Raw genomic sequence first — 14,395 nt, 5'->3', positions numbered from 1 at the left:
TTCAAGAAAATAATTTACTAGATAAATTCCTGTTTATTTTATAGTTACTGAAAATAACTTTCTGATGATTTTTATGCATCTTCAGAGGAATATCTTTTTTTTTGTATGGAGAAAAATTTCATATCAAGAATTATGATGTTTATTTGCCGAATTGAACATTTTATTTAGACCAAAAACGCTATAATAATGGTCTATATCATTGTCATTCAAAGAGTTCAGAGAAAACGATGGCCCCTTTAGATCAAATTGCAACAGCATCGGATGACCAGTCAGAGTTAACGATGTCGGTCCTTATGACGCCAGATATGGCGAACTTTTCAGGAAATGTACATGGTGGAACAATTCTGAAATTATTGGATCAGGTTGCTTATGCTTGTGCGAGTCGCTATTCGGGTAGTTATGTCGTAACCTTGTCTGTAGACAAAGTAAATTTCAAAGAACCAATTCATGTCGGTGAGCTGGTGACTTTCCTGGCAAGTGTGAACCATGTAGGTCGTACTTCAATGGAAATCGGTATTCGTGTAGAAGCACAAAATATTCAGAAACGTACTGTACGCCATACCAATAGTTGCTACTTCACGATGGTCGCTGTTGATGAAAATGGTAAGCCTAAACAGATTCCACCGCTGAATCTGGACAATGACTGGAAACGTTGCCGTTTTGAAGCGGCTGAACAACGTAAAGTTGCCCGTCTGCAGGAAAACCATCATCCTTCATGCAGCATCTATAAAAAATCAGCGCATAGTTAAGTACTAAACTTAATTCGCTTATTAAAGAGGCCTTCAATGTGAGGCCTTTTTTTTGCCTAAAAAATCATTCAACTTTAGTTTAAGCTTCTTTTTTAATCCAATATGAAACGATACGTATCGTTTCGTTTTTTGGTTTTAAGCATGAGTGAAGAAGAAAAATGTTCACGGCGTCAGCACAGTATTCTGCAAGCAGTTTCGGATGCACTAGCAGAAGGTGAATATCATCAGCTAACAATAGAAGATGTGGCTGCACGGGCAGGGGTTGGCAAATCTACGATTTACCGCTGGTGGAAACATAAATCTGAACTGGTACTGGATGCTTTCAAGCAGCGTACAGCAGGGGTATTTGAACTGGATGCTTCACAGAGCCTGCGTAGTAATCTGGTTCAACAGCTAACTTTGCTAGTTCAGGCGCTTAATCATCCGGTAGGCCGTGCTTTGCTGGTCGTTATGGCCAATCATCGGGAGCTGGCTGCAGACTTTTTTCAGCAATATCTATTACCACGACGAAAACAAACCCATCAATTGATTCAACAGGCCATTCAACGTGGAGAATTACGTGCGGATTATCCTTTTGATCTGATGCTGGACACTTTATATGGGCCGATTCATTACCAGATCATTTTCTTCAACCGCATGCCGGATGATCAATATATCCAGAATCTGGTAGATATGGCCTTAAGCCCAGCTTTGATTTCTCCCTGAGTTTAGTCAATTCTTAAATTTATTTTAAAAGTTGCGTGTTATGTCTGCTAGTCCTGAGCGCTTATGGAATCGCTCCTTTGTTCTGTGTTTATTGAACAATCTGTTCCTGTTTATCTATTACTTTGCCTTACTGACCATTCTGCCGGTTTATATCATAAAGATCTGGGCGGATCAGTCAAAGAAGCAGGTTTGGCTTTGACCCTGTTCTTAGTGTCATCAATTGCCGTTCGACCTTTTTCTGGCATGATCATCGAGAAACTCGGCAAGAAATTGGCAATGCGTGGAGCCGGAGTTATTTTTGCCTTGTTTGCCTTTAGTTATCTGCTAGTCGACAGCATGTGGTCATTATTGGCAGTACGTTTCTTACATGGGATCTGGTTCAGCATCCTAACGACGGTCACCGTCCCTGTCGCGAATGAGTTTATTCCGGAATCTCGTAAGGGTGAGGGCATGGGGGTTGGCTGGAGTCTGGTACCCGCTTATGTGATTCCTTTACTCGGCGATAATATTGTGGTGAAGAAAACGCTGGAACCTTTACCGATGATTGCTCTCTATGTCAGTTACCCTAAAAATAACCAGCATCCTGCGATTGAGCTGATTCTGAAAGTGCTCAAAGAAAAGTTTTGTGTAGACCTTTTTAAGTAAATTATTGATCTTCCATAAATGAAATGTGCTACAGAAATGATCTCTAGCACATGCTTTTTAATCGCAGAGGAAAATCGCTTTATACTAAAATTCAAAAAATAAGAAATCGGTTGAAGCAGAATGATGAAGCTCTGTAACAACCCTCGGTCACGCGGCATGACCTTGCTGCCCATCCTTAAAGAACTACAGATCGAAGACCAGCTTGAGCAGGTGGAAGTTCCTTTTAAAGATATGCATCAACCTGAATATCTTCAGATCAATCCGATGGGTAAAGTTCCGTGTCTGGTTGATCAAGGCGTCGTAATTTCAGAAATGGCGGCTATTATCATCTATCTGGCAGATAAGTATCAGGACAAAGGATTGGCACCCGCTTTAGATGATCCCAGACGTGGTGCTTATTTAAAATGGATTTTCTTCTGTCATGGGCCACTGACTGAATATATTGATGTAAAAAATTTACAAGTATCTTAAGAACAGATTGAAAAGGTCCGAACCAGTTTAAGTTTTGGTAACGAAGCCGCGGTATTTGATTTTCTTCAACGAGGCTTGTCGCAGGCCAAGCCTTATCTTTTAGGTGAAAAAGTTTCTGCTGCAGATTTATATGTGGCCTATTGTCTGATCTTCGCAATTAGTACAAAAATTTTGCCGCCGTTGGAAGAATTTAAACCTTTCCTACAGCAGATGGCGCGTCGTGATTCTCTCAAAGATATTTCATGGTTTGAGCAATACCGGACTTAGCTTCTATGTTCATCTATAAATAGGAAACCACGCCGTAACGTGATTTTTTGACTGAGGTCAATTATTTGACATGGAGCTTGTTAAATAGCGCCTGACTTGTGCTTTCCATAGATTGAGGAATTGCTAGGGCAGCCACGAAGCGGTCTGGACGCAGGATGACGATAGAGTCCTTGGTCTTACCGAACCAGGTACGGATGTCCGTACCGATATCACCAATAGTGATCACATCTTCGTATTGCTTACGATGTTGATTAGACAATTGAACCGCAGGAATGACTTCGATAAATTTTACGCCAAGTTTTTTCCACTGTTGTATCGTTTGCTTGCTTAAACCCCATTTCGGATCTACACCCCAGGCAATGATGGCGAAGTCATTGCCAATCACTTCATCCAGCAATAAAGTTTCACCAGACTCCAGTTTCACCTGCGGCTGAATGAACATCTTACCGACTGGAGAGTCTTTTTGAGTATTGGCTAGCAGGGCACCATCATGATACTTCGGCATAGGCTTAAAGCGCATTTCCAGCAGGTACTGTTTGATTGGCTTGATATAGTTCAATGCGTAAGCAATACCGTCACGAACAAAGCTTTGCCATTTTTTTGGTGGAGCAAGGACGTGGCCTGCCATGACTGAAAGATCGATCATCGCTTTGGCATGATCCTTACGTTGTACTTGGTAAGAGTCCAGTAATTCATGGCTTGCTTTACCCTGGATCACCAATGCAACTTTCCAGGCCAGGTTAAAGGCATCACGCATACCGCTGTTATAGCCTTGGCCTTGCCATACCGGCATGATGTGTGCAGCATCACCAGAAAGCAGAATACGGTCAGCACGGAACTTATCTGCAATATGTGCATTGTGGGTATAGACACGTTGACGAATCACTTCGATTCCATCGGTATTTGGTAAAACTTTAGATAGTAGTTTGGCAATATTTTCCGGTTTGCTCAGGTAGTTTGCAATCGTTAAGCCTACCGGGCCAGCACCCAAAATCGCCACTTCAGTGGTGTAATTTGTATTGCTCATCGCGAATGTCCATTCAATCAATTCAGGATTGAGACTATTAAGGAACAATCAATAGCGCTAAACAAGCTAGTCCATAGTAGGTTATGTCTATCAAAAAGATTTGGTTGAAAAGATTTTAATTTTAATAAATTATTGATAATAAATGATAATATTTAAATCTATTCATAAGATGAATGAATCCTATGATCATTTTTGGCTATAGTGAACAGCCTATAACATATAAAAAAGCTGAATCACGCAGTTGCATGATTCAGCCTCAGTCTACATCCGGCAGCATAGATCAAACCTACTGGAGATTTACTGCACGAGATGTTGCTTTAAACCTGATTAACGAGTCGATGTCCACTTAGTCGTTTTTTTACCATCTTTGTCTTCTGTAGCAGCTTCAGACGCAGCAGGCTGGTCAGCAGGTCCAGCCGTGGTTACATTCGGATTTGGGTTATTCGTTGCAGGAAGTTCCTGAGTTGTTACAGTGACTTTCTGTTCCTCAGTGGTCTTCGTGTCAGTGGTATTGTTTGCTGCAAAACTGGTAGCTGCGGCTGCAGTAAGCGTTGTTGCAAGTAAGATTTGTACATATTTCATGTTGAGCATCCTTTTTATTACATTTATAAACTGCCGAATGACCATCACATCAATCCGGCAGGAATTCATCCTAAGCATGAAAATTTTACGGAGCAAAGTAATTAACAAAAGCCGCACGAAGCTGTTAACCAAGCAAATACAATCACTGGAAATTTGTTTTCTTCTGTTAAATATATAGGAAATTTTTAGCTGGAAATGTGTGTAAATATTTCAAATATAGCGTTTAAGTGAACCAGTTAACGGCTAAAAAGTACTTACTACAAACTGTTATTTTTATTTGCACTGAGATAAACAGGATTTACTCATCCAAAAAAATGAACACTTTTGCAAGAGTCCAGTGCTCTATAATAGTCAGGTTTACTACTTCTAATTCTATCTTTGAGAATCAATTTTGAAAGTTCTTGCCGCTCAGCAGCCTATTCCTGTACACATCATTTCCGGATTTTTAGGTGCCGGTAAAACCACTTTATTAAAATATTTACTGAGCCAGAAACCGGAGCAGGAAGTCTGGGCTGTGCTGATGAATGAATTTGGTCAGATTGGCGTCGACCAGCAATTACTGCCTCAGAATCAGGGCTATGCAGTGAAAGAATTGCTGGGTGGCTGTTTATGTTGTAGCAGTCAGTTGCCGATGCAGATTGCTTTATCCCGGCTATTGTCAGAAACCAAACCGGACCGGCTATTTATTGAACCTACAGGACTCGGACATCCCGGACAACTGCTGGAACAGCTCACTGAACCACATTGGCAGAGTCATTTAAAGATGCAATCTTTGGTTACCGTGGTGGATGGCTCACGTTTACATGATCGGGACTGGACGCATCAGAACCTGTATGCGGATCAGCTGAAAGTTGCCAATATAGTGGTCATTTCCCATGCTGATTTGATGACTGAAACTGATCATGTTGCTTTAACTGAACTCAAGTCTGAGTATCAGCCATATGCCCAGCACTGGCTGATGATAGAAAACGGACAGCTGGATATTGAGCAAATCAAACAGGATTATCAGGGTACTCCACGGCAGATCCAGCCACTGCTCAAGCAACAGCGCCAAATATCTGGAGAGGTGCCGGCTGTCGTACATCAGTTGCCTTATCATTATGTTGAAAGTGCACAAGGCTATCAGGTGGCAGGTTGGAAATTGCCGAAACGCTGGCAGGTTGATTTTTATAATCTGCTGGATTTGCTTTGTGAGCAGCAGGACTGGCTCAGAATCAAAGGGATTTTTAATACCAATCAGGGCTGGAAAAGCTTTAATTTCAATCCTGAACAGTTTAATTATCAGTCTGCTGAAGAAGGCATTGATAACCGGGTAGAAGTGATTTACCAGACTTCACATGACTGGCTGGAATTTGAAACTGCTTTAATGCAATGCCGGATTGATCAGGAAAAATAGCTTCGAATCTGCGTGTAGAAAATAGCTGGATAAGACGAAATCTGTCCAGCAAAAAATCAATAAATCTTATATGCTAGGCGCCAAATTTGAGGATTGTGTTATGGCGTTAAAAGCGACAATTTATAAGGCAGATTTGAATGTTGCCGATATGGATACCCATCGTTATGAAGACTATCAGTTGACGATGGCGCTGCATCCTTCGGAAACCATTGAACGTCTGATGGTACGTATTCTGGCTTATGCACGTTTTGCTGGCGAGGCGCTTGAATTTACCAAAGACCTGTTTGAGACTGATGAGCCAGCGTTGTGGGAAAAAGACCTGACTGGCCAATTATTGAAATGGATCGAAGTAGGTTTTCCTGACGAAGATAAAGTCAAGAAAGCCAGTGCGCGTTGCAAGCAGGTCGCAGTAGTTGCTTATGGTTCTTCAGTTGATGAATGGTATAAACGTAATTCCAAATTGAAAACTTTATCAAATGTTGAGGTCTGGAAAATTTCAACCGCCAGCACTGAAGCGGTACAACAGTTATGCGAACGTACCATGCAGCTGCAACTAAATATCATGGATGGTGAATGGACCCTAATCGGTGATCACGCCCAAGCTATAATTGAATGGGAACAGTTACAATAACAACTCACAAGGATGCAAGTTTCGACTTGTGTCCTCGCCCCAATATTTCGTATATCTGGAGAGAATAATAAGTTCCAGGGACGAAGCATGTATCATGAACTTTATGATTTGCTGTTAGCAGTCGTGATTGGTGCGGTTATTGGAGCGGAACGGGAATATCATAGTAAATCTGCCGGACTGCGCACCATGATCATGGTCAGTCTGAGTTCTTGTCTATTTACTATTATTTCCTTAAAAATCGGCGTCGCCAACCCCGACCGTCTGGCAGCCAATGTCTTAACTGGCCTGGGTTTTCTGGGAGCCGGAGTGATTTTAAAAGATGATAACCGGATTTCTGGGATTACCACTGCAACCACAATCTGGATGACAGCTGCACTGGGCATGGCAGTTGGTGCTGGCTATGAGCTGTTAAGTATTTGGGCGACCTTTATTGTCATGACGGTGCTGGTTTTGCTGATGTATGTACAACGCGGCATTGAATCTCTGAATCAGGAACGTAACTACGAAATTGTCTGTCCTTTTGAACAGCATGAACCAGATCATTATGAAAAACTGTTTAAACAATACAAATTAAAAGTCATCCATTCCAGCCAGCAAAAAATCGACCGGCGGATCACAGGCCGCTGGATCCTGATGGGTTCGGCTAAAAATCACCAGAAATTAACCCAGTATTTATTACAGGATAAGAAGGTTCAGGAACTCAGCTTTTGATCCATTGGAGCTAAAGTCTGAGGAATTTGGCTCAATCGTGTTTATACTAGAGCTATTTGCAAAATGAAGGATATTGACGATGACCAAAGAACTAGAAATTATTGACCTGGTGGTGGGTGAAGGTAAAGAAGCGGTAAAAGGTGCACTGATTACCACGCATTACACTGGCTGGCTGGAAGATGGAACCAAGTTTGATTCATCGCTGGATCGTGGTAATTATTTTGAGACGGTCATCGGCACTGGTCGTGTGATTAAAGGCTGGGATCAAGGTATCATCGGCATGAAAGTGGGGGGCAAACGTAAGCTGATCGTACCTGCTCATCTGGCTTATGGTGAACGTAAAATGGGGAACATTATCCCGGCAAATTCCAACCTGATTTTTGAAATCGAACTGTATGACGTTAAAACACGTGACTGATATTATGTGACTTTCTGAACAGTACAATATGTCAGGAATTCAGCAGCAGGATAGCTCGTCGGTTATCCTGCCTTTTTATATGAAAAATCATTGGCAATATCCAACATTCCACGTACATTAGAATTAATAACAGTAGCTACAGGATGGTCTTTTTGCTCAGGTTTAGGGGGATTATGCTGATATTGGCATCGTGGTTGATGCTGATATTTTTGATGGGGACTACACGGATCGTGTGGGCTCAATATGATGCTGCTCCAGAATCTTATTTCCTAGCTCATCAGAATGAGGTCACCGAACTAAAATTTGATGAAGATAGTACCACCTTGTTGCAAGGCAAATGGCAGTTCTATCCACGTCAGTTCATTGAGCAACCAGATCCTGAACTCGAATCACAAGTAGTTGAACTTCCAGCTTCATTCAAGAGTCTCACCGGAACCAATGCCACTTATGGCACTTTTATTAGCCATTTTAAAATTCCCAAAAAATTTATCGGACAACGATTAGCGATTCAGATTCCGAGTCAGTATGGTGCTTATAGCATTTATTTAAATGGGGATATCTTGCTGCGTCTTGGTAAAATCAGTAAAACCCCGACAGGGCAGGTGACTGAAAAGGCACCTAAGATCGCATCTTTTGTGCCACAGAATGAATATTTTACCTTAAGTATTCAGGTTTCCAACTATACCAATTTACATGGCGGACTAGAAAAGCCTCTGAAAATTGGCCCCTCTGCGACCATTAACCGACAGTTTATGTTGCAAATGCTGAGTATTGCTTTGGTCTGTGGCACAGTGCTGGGTGTAGGACTATTTACCATTTTATTTTCCCTGTTTCGCGGAGCTGTGGAGCGAAATAGCCGCAGTGTATTTATTTTTGGCTTATTTATTATTTTTTTGGCACTGCATAATCTGTTTTCTGCGCCACATCCATACGCCATTGTAAGTAAAATCAGTTGGTTATGGGGCGCTCGTCTAGAATATCTGTTCACTTTTCTGGCAATCTTATTCTTCCTGAGCTACATGTACCTGTTTAAGCCACGTTATATCCGACGTTCAATTTATTACGTAGGTGCGGGATTACTGATTTTTAATATCGCAGTAACCTTGTTTAGTACACCAGAAGTTTTTGAGCGTCTGGCTTTGTATAGCGTTATCTATGGTCTGGTGATACTGGGTAATTTTATTTACGGGTTTTATGTGACACTTTCTCAAGGAGATGAATATTCGTTCACTAACCTGTTTGCCATCATCTTTCTGTGTGTGACCTTTCTTAATGATTATCTGGTATTACTGAATGTAATTGAGAGCGTGCATCTGTCATTTATTTCGACCAGCCTGTATGTCTTGATCATTATGTTTCAACAATCTCGTAATTATGCCCATCAAACCTACCATACCGAGCGACTGAATAATAAATTAATGATCTTGAACAGTTCACTGGATCAGAAAGTCAAAGCACGTACCGAGCAATTACGTGAACTGAATGCCAAACTCGAACATCAGGTGAATATTGATGCTTTGACGGGTGCCTTTAACCGTCGTGCTTTAAATGACCAAATCCAGCAGCAGTTTTTATACTGTCAGCAACATCCACACAGTACACTGATTTTTGCCATGCTCGATGTCGACTATTTTAAAAACTACAATGACTATTATGGGCACTTAAAAGGAGATGAAATTTTACAGAATCTGGTCAAGGTCATTCAGACGGTACTCCCTGAATCCGCGTATTTAGCCCGTTATGGTGGAGAAGAATTTGCGATTCTACTCACTGATGTACCTGTTCAGGCAGCCTTAGAGTTTCTGGAAAAAGTCTTGCACAAGATTCGCGAACAGCAATTTGAACACTTAAATCGAACAGATGATAAATCTTATGTCACGGTCAGCATGGGTATTTCCTGGATGGATCAAACACATCCCTATCCAGATATTCATGCACTGATGAAAGCGGCAGATGTGCAGTTATACGCGGCTAAGCAGGCAGGGCGAGATCAACTTAAAATGGCATAAAATTTTTTAATTTTAAAAAGCGTATTTATATAAATGATAATTTTCTTCATTTTCCGATTGATGATTCGGTGAGAAAAATCCATTTTTTTGATAATAACTTAAAGCTGTTTGAGTCGATTGGACTTTAATTTTATGGATATTTTTATGCACTAAGGATTTGTGCATCTGATCAAAAAGCTGGGTGCCAAACCCGAGTCGCTGGAAACGTGCAGCCACATAGTGCATCAGGATTTCTCCAGTGTCACTGACCAGCAAAAAGCCGACAATCTGATCATTTAAAATATACACCCAGCAGTCGTTATAAAGCATTTCCACAATCAGCTGGGCGTGATTAAACTGCTCCAGCCAGCGTTGGATCACGCTGTCTTCACGTTGATGATCCAAAATACAGGATTGAATACTGTCGTGGATGACCTGAATTATTTGAGGTATATCTTGAATCTTCCCTTCACGAATCATAATTTTATTCAGTTACTCGACCATAAAGAGGGATCTTTTATTTGAAGGAAAATGCTCAAAAAAACAAATACCAATCGTGTAGCTTTTTGAGTGCATTTGCTAAAGAATCCAGAGTTGATGATCGATTCTGTAGTGATTTGTCTGATTTATTTATCCTGATCAATATTGGCTTTCTGGATTCATTCTAATTTTTAACAAGATTTTAGATCCTTATTTCAAATTGAATACTGGGAAATAAGGCTCAACCGAAGAAAAAAATCCAAGAAGATCTAAAAAAATCCTCAAGTTTGCTGTACAAAAAATAGACTTGTGTTAATTTGGAAGAAGATCGCCAAATCAAGAATTGGCAGACCGTGATAAAAATAAAATTAACTACACGAGATGATCAATGATTCTTAAATTCCTGATTTTTTCATGTCTAGCCCTGATACTGTATGCGACCTGGTTTATCGGCATGAAAATCTATAAAACCCAGCGCTATGTAAAGACTAAACGTGTCGAAAAAGAGGATCCGATTTCCAGCAGTACTGAAGAGAGTCAACCTGAGTCTCAGGAAACATTGCATGTGGTCGATGCCTATGAGCTGGAACTGTTTGATGATGTGGCGCAATTATTTTTCCAACATCAGGTTCAGATTCAGGATCGCAATGAAGCAGAGCAGTTACAGCAGGAACTGCTCCGTAAGATGCCGATGCATACCGGTACACAAATCCGTCAGATGGATTTAGGCGAATGGTCAATTTTCTGGAATTTTTATGACCAGTCACTGGAATATTATGTCGGCCGTTATGGGGTATTTTATGCCCATGTCGACCGTTTCGGCGAGGAACACCGTCAGGAAATCAGAACCGATATTCAACAGGCATATTATGCTTAAGCAGCTAAATGCTTAAATACTCTAGAGACTAAAATCAAGCTGCATTTTTGAGTTGATGTAATTCACTGAACTTAGCGAGCACTTCATCCCAGAGCTGTTCTGCGCCCTGACGGAAATAACCCATATGTCCAATGTGTTTGAGTCCATAATCGGTCGCCTGAATATCAATATAATGCAACGAGGCCTGACGGTAATGTTGTATAAAGGCTTGTCTGGATTTAGGTAAGGCCCAGGCATCATCGAGTGCGGCTACGGCATAAATAGGTGTTTTTACCGCGGCATAATGGGCATGTAGGTCTTTCAGTTCAGGATCGGCAAAGAAATAGGTTGGATTTTTGCACCATTTGCGCCACTGACGATAGACATCACGCGGTAAGTCGGCGCCCATATTTAAACGACTCCATGGCAAATAGCCTGTCACCGCTACCATCGGTGGAAAAACAATATTCCAGATTACCTGAACCTTGATTCTTTCAGTTAAAGGCATATAACCATGCCAGCCAGCACCGGTGCCAAAGCAGTACATTGCTTCAATGCGATCATGATATTTACTTAATCCCAAAGCCTGCCCGCCATAGGAGTGGCCAATCATATAAATATCCAGACCGGTTTTGCTAAGATAATCAATCGCAGCGCTGAGATCATATTGTCCCCAGTCTAAATAGGACATTTTAAAATTCTTTAAACGTTTGGGTGCAGAATCAGCCACCCCACGATAATCAAAAGTCAGTACCTGAAAACCTGCTCGTGCTGCATAATCGGCAAAGCGCCGGTAAAAAGCTTGGGGAACACCTGTCGCACAGGCGATGACAATATTGGCTTTGGCATATTCACTGCGGTAAAGCTTGCCGGTTAAGGTATAGCCATCTTCTGCCAGAAACTGCACGGTTTCGACCTGAACTTTTCCTTGTTGCATACTGGATATCCTTATACGTGGATTGAATCAGGGGAGGTGAATCTATATTATTTTTAATCTGATCTAAGCCATGATGTCAAAACTCATGAGTCGTAAATGACATCTATGCTTACCTATATGGCATGTAATCTCCTCATACAAAAGGAAGGGCTGCCTCATGCTGATTGATTTTCATCAGGCACAATTACAGAAATTTATGGCTTTAGCGACTCAGGTTGAAGCTGAACCGGAACACTATTTACAGTTTGATTCCGTTTCTGATTTTTATAAGACCAGCTGGTTAAAGAAATTTCCTGCGGGCACGGTCTGGTATGCTTCTGGCCTAGATGATGGGGCAGAAGAATTTCATGCGGTCATTGAGTATCGTGAAGTTCAGCTTTTACTCAGTTGTGGACCCTGTATATCTGCAAAAATTGCCTGGAAACATTGACCTCAATGCCAATTTTTCTCAATAAAAAAATAATGACAGCCGATGTAAAATTGACTTAAATAGCTTATCTTCTCTGTCAGATGATTCATTTGACTTAATTTGAGTCCATAACCCCTAATAAAAATAAGGAAAATAGATATGGCCCACCAGTTTACCGTAAACGCAATTATTCGTGGTGTTTCGATTGATGAGTTTAAACGTCTGGCAAATGACATCAGTTTGCATGAAGCGGTTTGTCATCGAATCCCTGCTCAAAATATGGAAATTCTGGTTTCAGAAAAGCAGGGACATCTGTATACCCTGAAGCGTGCCTACAATCTGGATGTCAAAATCCCAGATATTGCCAAGAAACTGCTGAAAGATGCGTTTCGCTTGCAGCGTACCGATGTTAGCAATCTAGAAGAAATGACTTCAGTCGTGGAACTAGGTGCCAATCTGCCGATTGAAGCTAAATGTCAGCGTGCCGTTACAGGTGATGAACAGCAGATTCAGTTCCAGTTGAACTGGACGGTGAATGTGAAAGTGCCTTTGGTCGGTGGCATGCTGGAAAAACATGCCGAAGGTGAAATCCGTAAATTCAGTGAGATCGAGATCAGCATTGTGGAAGATGAGCTACGCAAGAATCTGAAAGCTTAAATTCGTACATTCTCACTTAAAAAAGAGCCTGTAAGTCAGGCTCTTTGTTATTTTAAGCTGTTTTTTCAAATTTACTGCGGTAAAGCAGGGCAGTGAATAGGGTCACTAGACACACAGTCCAGATATAGTACAGGGCACCAATATTGCTATATAGGCTCAACCATTGCACCAGTGGCAAGGTGATTCCACCTGCAATCGCATAGGCCAGATTATAGGAAAATGAAATTCCGCTGAAACGGATTTGTGCCGGGAACATTTTCACCATGCTATAAGACACCATGCCCACGGTTCCTGAGCTTAGACCGAGCAACATGTAAAGCATGAACACCGTTGACGCTTCAACATGACCCAGACTGTGATAAAAAATCCCAGCCATTGCCGCGACAAAAATAGAGCCAAGTAAAATGACCTTGCCTGCACCGAAACGGTCAGCCAGTACACCAGCGATAATGCAGCCGAGCATTTGCATTAGGATTGCAGCACTTTGCATCTTGAATGCATCAGCACGTTCGAAGCCAAAACTGACCACCAGTAAATTTGGCATCGCCAGAATCAAGACCACCACACAGCCGGTCAGGAACCAGGTAAATAACATCCCAATGCCTACAGCAGTTTTGTGGCTTAACAGTACCTGTTTGACTGGTAATTCTTTCGCCAGTTCTTTTTTCGCCTGCATGGCTTTAAAGACTGGAGTTTCTTTCAAATAACTACGTAGGTACAGTGCCACAAAACCAAAAATCCCACCTAGAATGAAGGGAACGCGCCAAGCCCAGTCTTTGATTTCCGCTTCAGTGAACTGTAAGGAAATAAACAGCGACATTAGGGCACCGAGTAGAATTCCGAGTGATAGGCCTGCGGTCAGCAAGCCATTGGCAATCCCAATTCGGCCTTCAGGCACATGCTCAGACACAAAGGTCCAGGCAGCCGGAATTTCACCACCAATCGCAATACCTTGAACAACACGCATCAATAGCAGCAACAATGGTGCAGCATAACCAATACTTTCAAAGGTTGGCATGATCCCAATCATGAGGGTCGGTAGCGCCATCAGCAAGATGGATAAACTGAATAGTCTTTTACGACCGATCAGATCCCCAAAATGCGCCATCACCACACCGCCGAGTGGGCGAAAGAAATAGCCTGCGGCAAAGATGCCATAGGTATTTAGCATGGCCCAAAACGGACTCAGGGTACTTGGAAAGAACAGTTCAGAGATCAATTTGGCGTAGAACACATAAATGACAAAATCATAGAATTCCAGTGCGCCACCTAGGGACGATAGTCCGAGGGTGCGTTTATCAGCACGGCTCAGATAGGGTTGTGCATTCATGTAGTCGTTCCATTATTTAATATCCATGACTTGATTGCTGATTTTAAAGAAGGGTTATTTTCTTGAATAATCAATCTTTCTTTGTTTAATCTAAACTAAAATTTATTAAAATTTAAATGAATAAAATTATTTGGAA

14 protein-coding genes and 4 pseudogenes are annotated in these 14,395 nt (G+C 41.6%); 13 read left to right on the top strand and 5 right to left on the bottom strand.

The genetic code is table 11. The features are described 5' to 3' along the window. The first annotated feature begins 227 nt into the window (after positions 1-227). The 5 genes and pseudogenes from F897_RS14480 to F897_RS14465 all read left to right on the top strand — a co-directional run bounded on the left by F897_RS14480 (position 228) and on the right by F897_RS14465 (position 2,837). A complete protein-coding gene (locus F897_RS14480) occupies positions 228-749 on the top strand; it encodes an acyl-CoA thioesterase (protein WP_004784949.1) in 522 nt (173 codons plus the stop codon). Positions 750-890: 141 nt separating this feature from the next. Then, complete coding sequence (locus tag F897_RS14475; protein ID WP_034581092.1) at positions 891-1,454, top strand: TetR/AcrR family transcriptional regulator; 564 nt, start codon at positions 891-893, stop codon at positions 1,452-1,454. Between the two features lie 40 nt (positions 1,455-1,494). Continuing rightward, positions 1,495-1,910: pseudogene (locus F897_RS18085) on the top strand (MFS transporter); the annotation flags it as partial. Next, positions 1,902-2,099 (top strand): annotated as a pseudogene (locus F897_RS18080) (RpiR family transcriptional regulator); the annotation flags it as partial. The pseudogenes F897_RS18085 and F897_RS18080, both read left to right, overlap by 9 nt. A gap of 123 nt (positions 2,100-2,222) precedes the next feature. Further along, positions 2,223-2,837, top strand: a pseudogene (locus F897_RS14465) (glutathione S-transferase family protein). A gap of 61 nt (positions 2,838-2,898) precedes the next feature. On the opposite strand, the pseudogene F897_RS14460 reads toward F897_RS14465, so the two are convergent. Both F897_RS14460 and F897_RS14455 read right to left on the bottom strand, forming a co-directional pair. Next, positions 2,899-3,789 (bottom strand): annotated as a pseudogene (locus tag F897_RS14460) (FAD-dependent monooxygenase); the annotation flags it as partial. A 402-nt stretch (positions 3,790-4,191) separates the two neighbouring features. Beyond that, positions 4,192-4,446 carry a hypothetical protein gene (locus F897_RS14455; RefSeq protein WP_005236966.1) on the bottom strand — a complete coding sequence of 85 codons (255 nt, stop codon included), beginning with the start codon at positions 4,444-4,446 and terminating at the stop codon, positions 4,192-4,194. A gap of 391 nt (positions 4,447-4,837) precedes the next feature. Here F897_RS14455 and F897_RS14450 point away from each other — a divergent pair, with 391 nt between their 5' ends. The 5 genes from F897_RS14450 to F897_RS14430 all read left to right on the top strand — a co-directional run bounded on the left by F897_RS14450 (position 4,838) and on the right by F897_RS14430 (position 9,611). After that, a complete protein-coding gene (locus F897_RS14450; RefSeq protein WP_005236964.1) occupies positions 4,838-5,842 on the top strand; it encodes a CobW family GTP-binding protein in 1,005 nt (334 codons plus the stop codon). A 100-nt stretch (positions 5,843-5,942) separates the two neighbouring features. Next, positions 5,943-6,473 (top strand): YaeQ family protein, encoded by a 531-nt coding sequence (locus tag F897_RS14445; protein WP_005236962.1) that lies wholly within the window; start codon positions 5,943-5,945, stop codon positions 6,471-6,473. A gap of 87 nt (positions 6,474-6,560) precedes the next feature. Then, the gene (locus F897_RS14440) at positions 6,561-7,184 is read left to right on the top strand and encodes an MgtC/SapB family protein (RefSeq protein WP_005236960.1); all 624 of its coding nucleotides are present in this window, start codon (positions 6,561-6,563) and stop codon (positions 7,182-7,184) included. A 79-nt stretch (positions 7,185-7,263) separates the two neighbouring features. Next, the gene (locus F897_RS14435; RefSeq protein WP_004814829.1) at positions 7,264-7,602 is read left to right on the top strand and encodes an FKBP-type peptidyl-prolyl cis-trans isomerase; all 339 of its coding nucleotides are present in this window, start codon (positions 7,264-7,266) and stop codon (positions 7,600-7,602) included. 173 nt (positions 7,603-7,775) lie between these two features. Next, entirely contained in the window at positions 7,776-9,611 is a 1,836-nt protein-coding gene (locus F897_RS14430; RefSeq protein ID WP_005236952.1) for a sensor domain-containing diguanylate cyclase, read from the top strand. 12 nt (positions 9,612-9,623) lie between these two features. Here F897_RS14430 and F897_RS14425 read toward each other — a convergent pair whose 3' ends face one another. Then, positions 9,624-10,070: a GNAT family N-acetyltransferase gene (locus F897_RS14425; protein WP_005236945.1), complete on the bottom strand. Its 447-nt coding sequence runs from the start codon at positions 10,068-10,070 to the stop codon at positions 9,624-9,626. A gap of 391 nt (positions 10,071-10,461) precedes the next feature. Between F897_RS14425 and F897_RS14420 the strand changes: the two genes are divergently transcribed. Next, positions 10,462-10,947, top strand: coding sequence for a hypothetical protein (locus F897_RS14420; RefSeq protein ID WP_034581222.1), 486 nt, complete (start codon positions 10,462-10,464; stop codon positions 10,945-10,947). Positions 10,948-10,981: 34 nt separating this feature from the next. Here F897_RS14420 and F897_RS14415 read toward each other — a convergent pair whose 3' ends face one another. Continuing rightward, entirely contained in the window at positions 10,982-11,863 is an 882-nt protein-coding gene (locus F897_RS14415; RefSeq protein ID WP_005236941.1) for an alpha/beta hydrolase family protein, read from the bottom strand. Positions 11,864-12,020: 157 nt separating this feature from the next. On the opposite strand from F897_RS14415, the gene F897_RS14410 reads away from it, so the two are divergent. After that, a complete protein-coding gene (locus tag F897_RS14410) occupies positions 12,021-12,293 on the top strand; it encodes a hypothetical protein (RefSeq protein WP_005236925.1) in 273 nt (90 codons plus the stop codon). Between the two features lie 138 nt (positions 12,294-12,431). Next, positions 12,432-12,929 carry a DUF2505 family protein gene (locus F897_RS14405; RefSeq protein WP_005236909.1) on the top strand — a complete coding sequence of 166 codons (498 nt, stop codon included), beginning with the start codon at positions 12,432-12,434 and terminating at the stop codon, positions 12,927-12,929. 52 nt (positions 12,930-12,981) lie between these two features. Here F897_RS14405 and F897_RS14400 read toward each other — a convergent pair whose 3' ends face one another. Next, the gene (locus F897_RS14400; RefSeq protein WP_005236907.1) at positions 12,982-14,259 is read right to left on the bottom strand and encodes an MFS transporter; all 1,278 of its coding nucleotides are present in this window, start codon (positions 14,257-14,259) and stop codon (positions 12,982-12,984) included. Positions 14,260-14,395: the final 136 nt, after the last annotated feature.

This window comes from Acinetobacter variabilis (genome assembly GCF_000369625.1).
GTDB classification, from domain to species: Bacteria; Pseudomonadota; Gammaproteobacteria; order Pseudomonadales; family Moraxellaceae; genus Acinetobacter; species Acinetobacter variabilis.
This window is presented reverse-complemented; position numbering and strand designations above follow the sequence as displayed.

Excerpts from the sequence above, each read along its gene's own strand:
- F897_RS14480 (WP_004784949.1), top strand. The coding sequence starts at position 228 with ATGGCCCCTTTAGATCAAATTGCAACAGCATCGGATGACCAGTCAGAG.
- F897_RS14475 (WP_034581092.1), top strand. The coding sequence starts at position 891 with ATGAGTGAAGAAGAAAAATGTTCACGGCGTCAGCACAGTATTCTGCAA.
- F897_RS14455 (WP_005236966.1), bottom strand. The coding sequence starts at position 4,446 with ATGAAATATGTACAAATCTTACTTGCAACAACGCTTACTGCAGCCGCA.
- F897_RS14445 (WP_005236962.1), top strand. The coding sequence starts at position 5,943 with ATGGCGTTAAAAGCGACAATTTATAAGGCAGATTTGAATGTTGCCGAT.
- F897_RS14440 (WP_005236960.1), top strand. The coding sequence starts at position 6,561 with ATGTATCATGAACTTTATGATTTGCTGTTAGCAGTCGTGATTGGTGCG.
- F897_RS14435 (WP_004814829.1), top strand. The coding sequence starts at position 7,264 with ATGACCAAAGAACTAGAAATTATTGACCTGGTGGTGGGTGAAGGTAAA.
- F897_RS14430 (WP_005236952.1), top strand. The coding sequence starts at position 7,776 with ATGCTGATATTGGCATCGTGGTTGATGCTGATATTTTTGATGGGGACT.
- F897_RS14425 (WP_005236945.1), bottom strand. The coding sequence starts at position 10,070 with ATGATTCGTGAAGGGAAGATTCAAGATATACCTCAAATAATTCAGGTC.
- F897_RS14415 (WP_005236941.1), bottom strand. The coding sequence starts at position 11,863 with ATGCAACAAGGAAAAGTTCAGGTCGAAACCGTGCAGTTTCTGGCAGAA.
- F897_RS14410 (WP_005236925.1), top strand. The coding sequence starts at position 12,021 with ATGCTGATTGATTTTCATCAGGCACAATTACAGAAATTTATGGCTTTA.
- F897_RS14405 (WP_005236909.1), top strand. The coding sequence starts at position 12,432 with ATGGCCCACCAGTTTACCGTAAACGCAATTATTCGTGGTGTTTCGATT.
- F897_RS14400 (WP_005236907.1), bottom strand. The coding sequence starts at position 14,259 with ATGAATGCACAACCCTATCTGAGCCGTGCTGATAAACGCACCCTCGGA.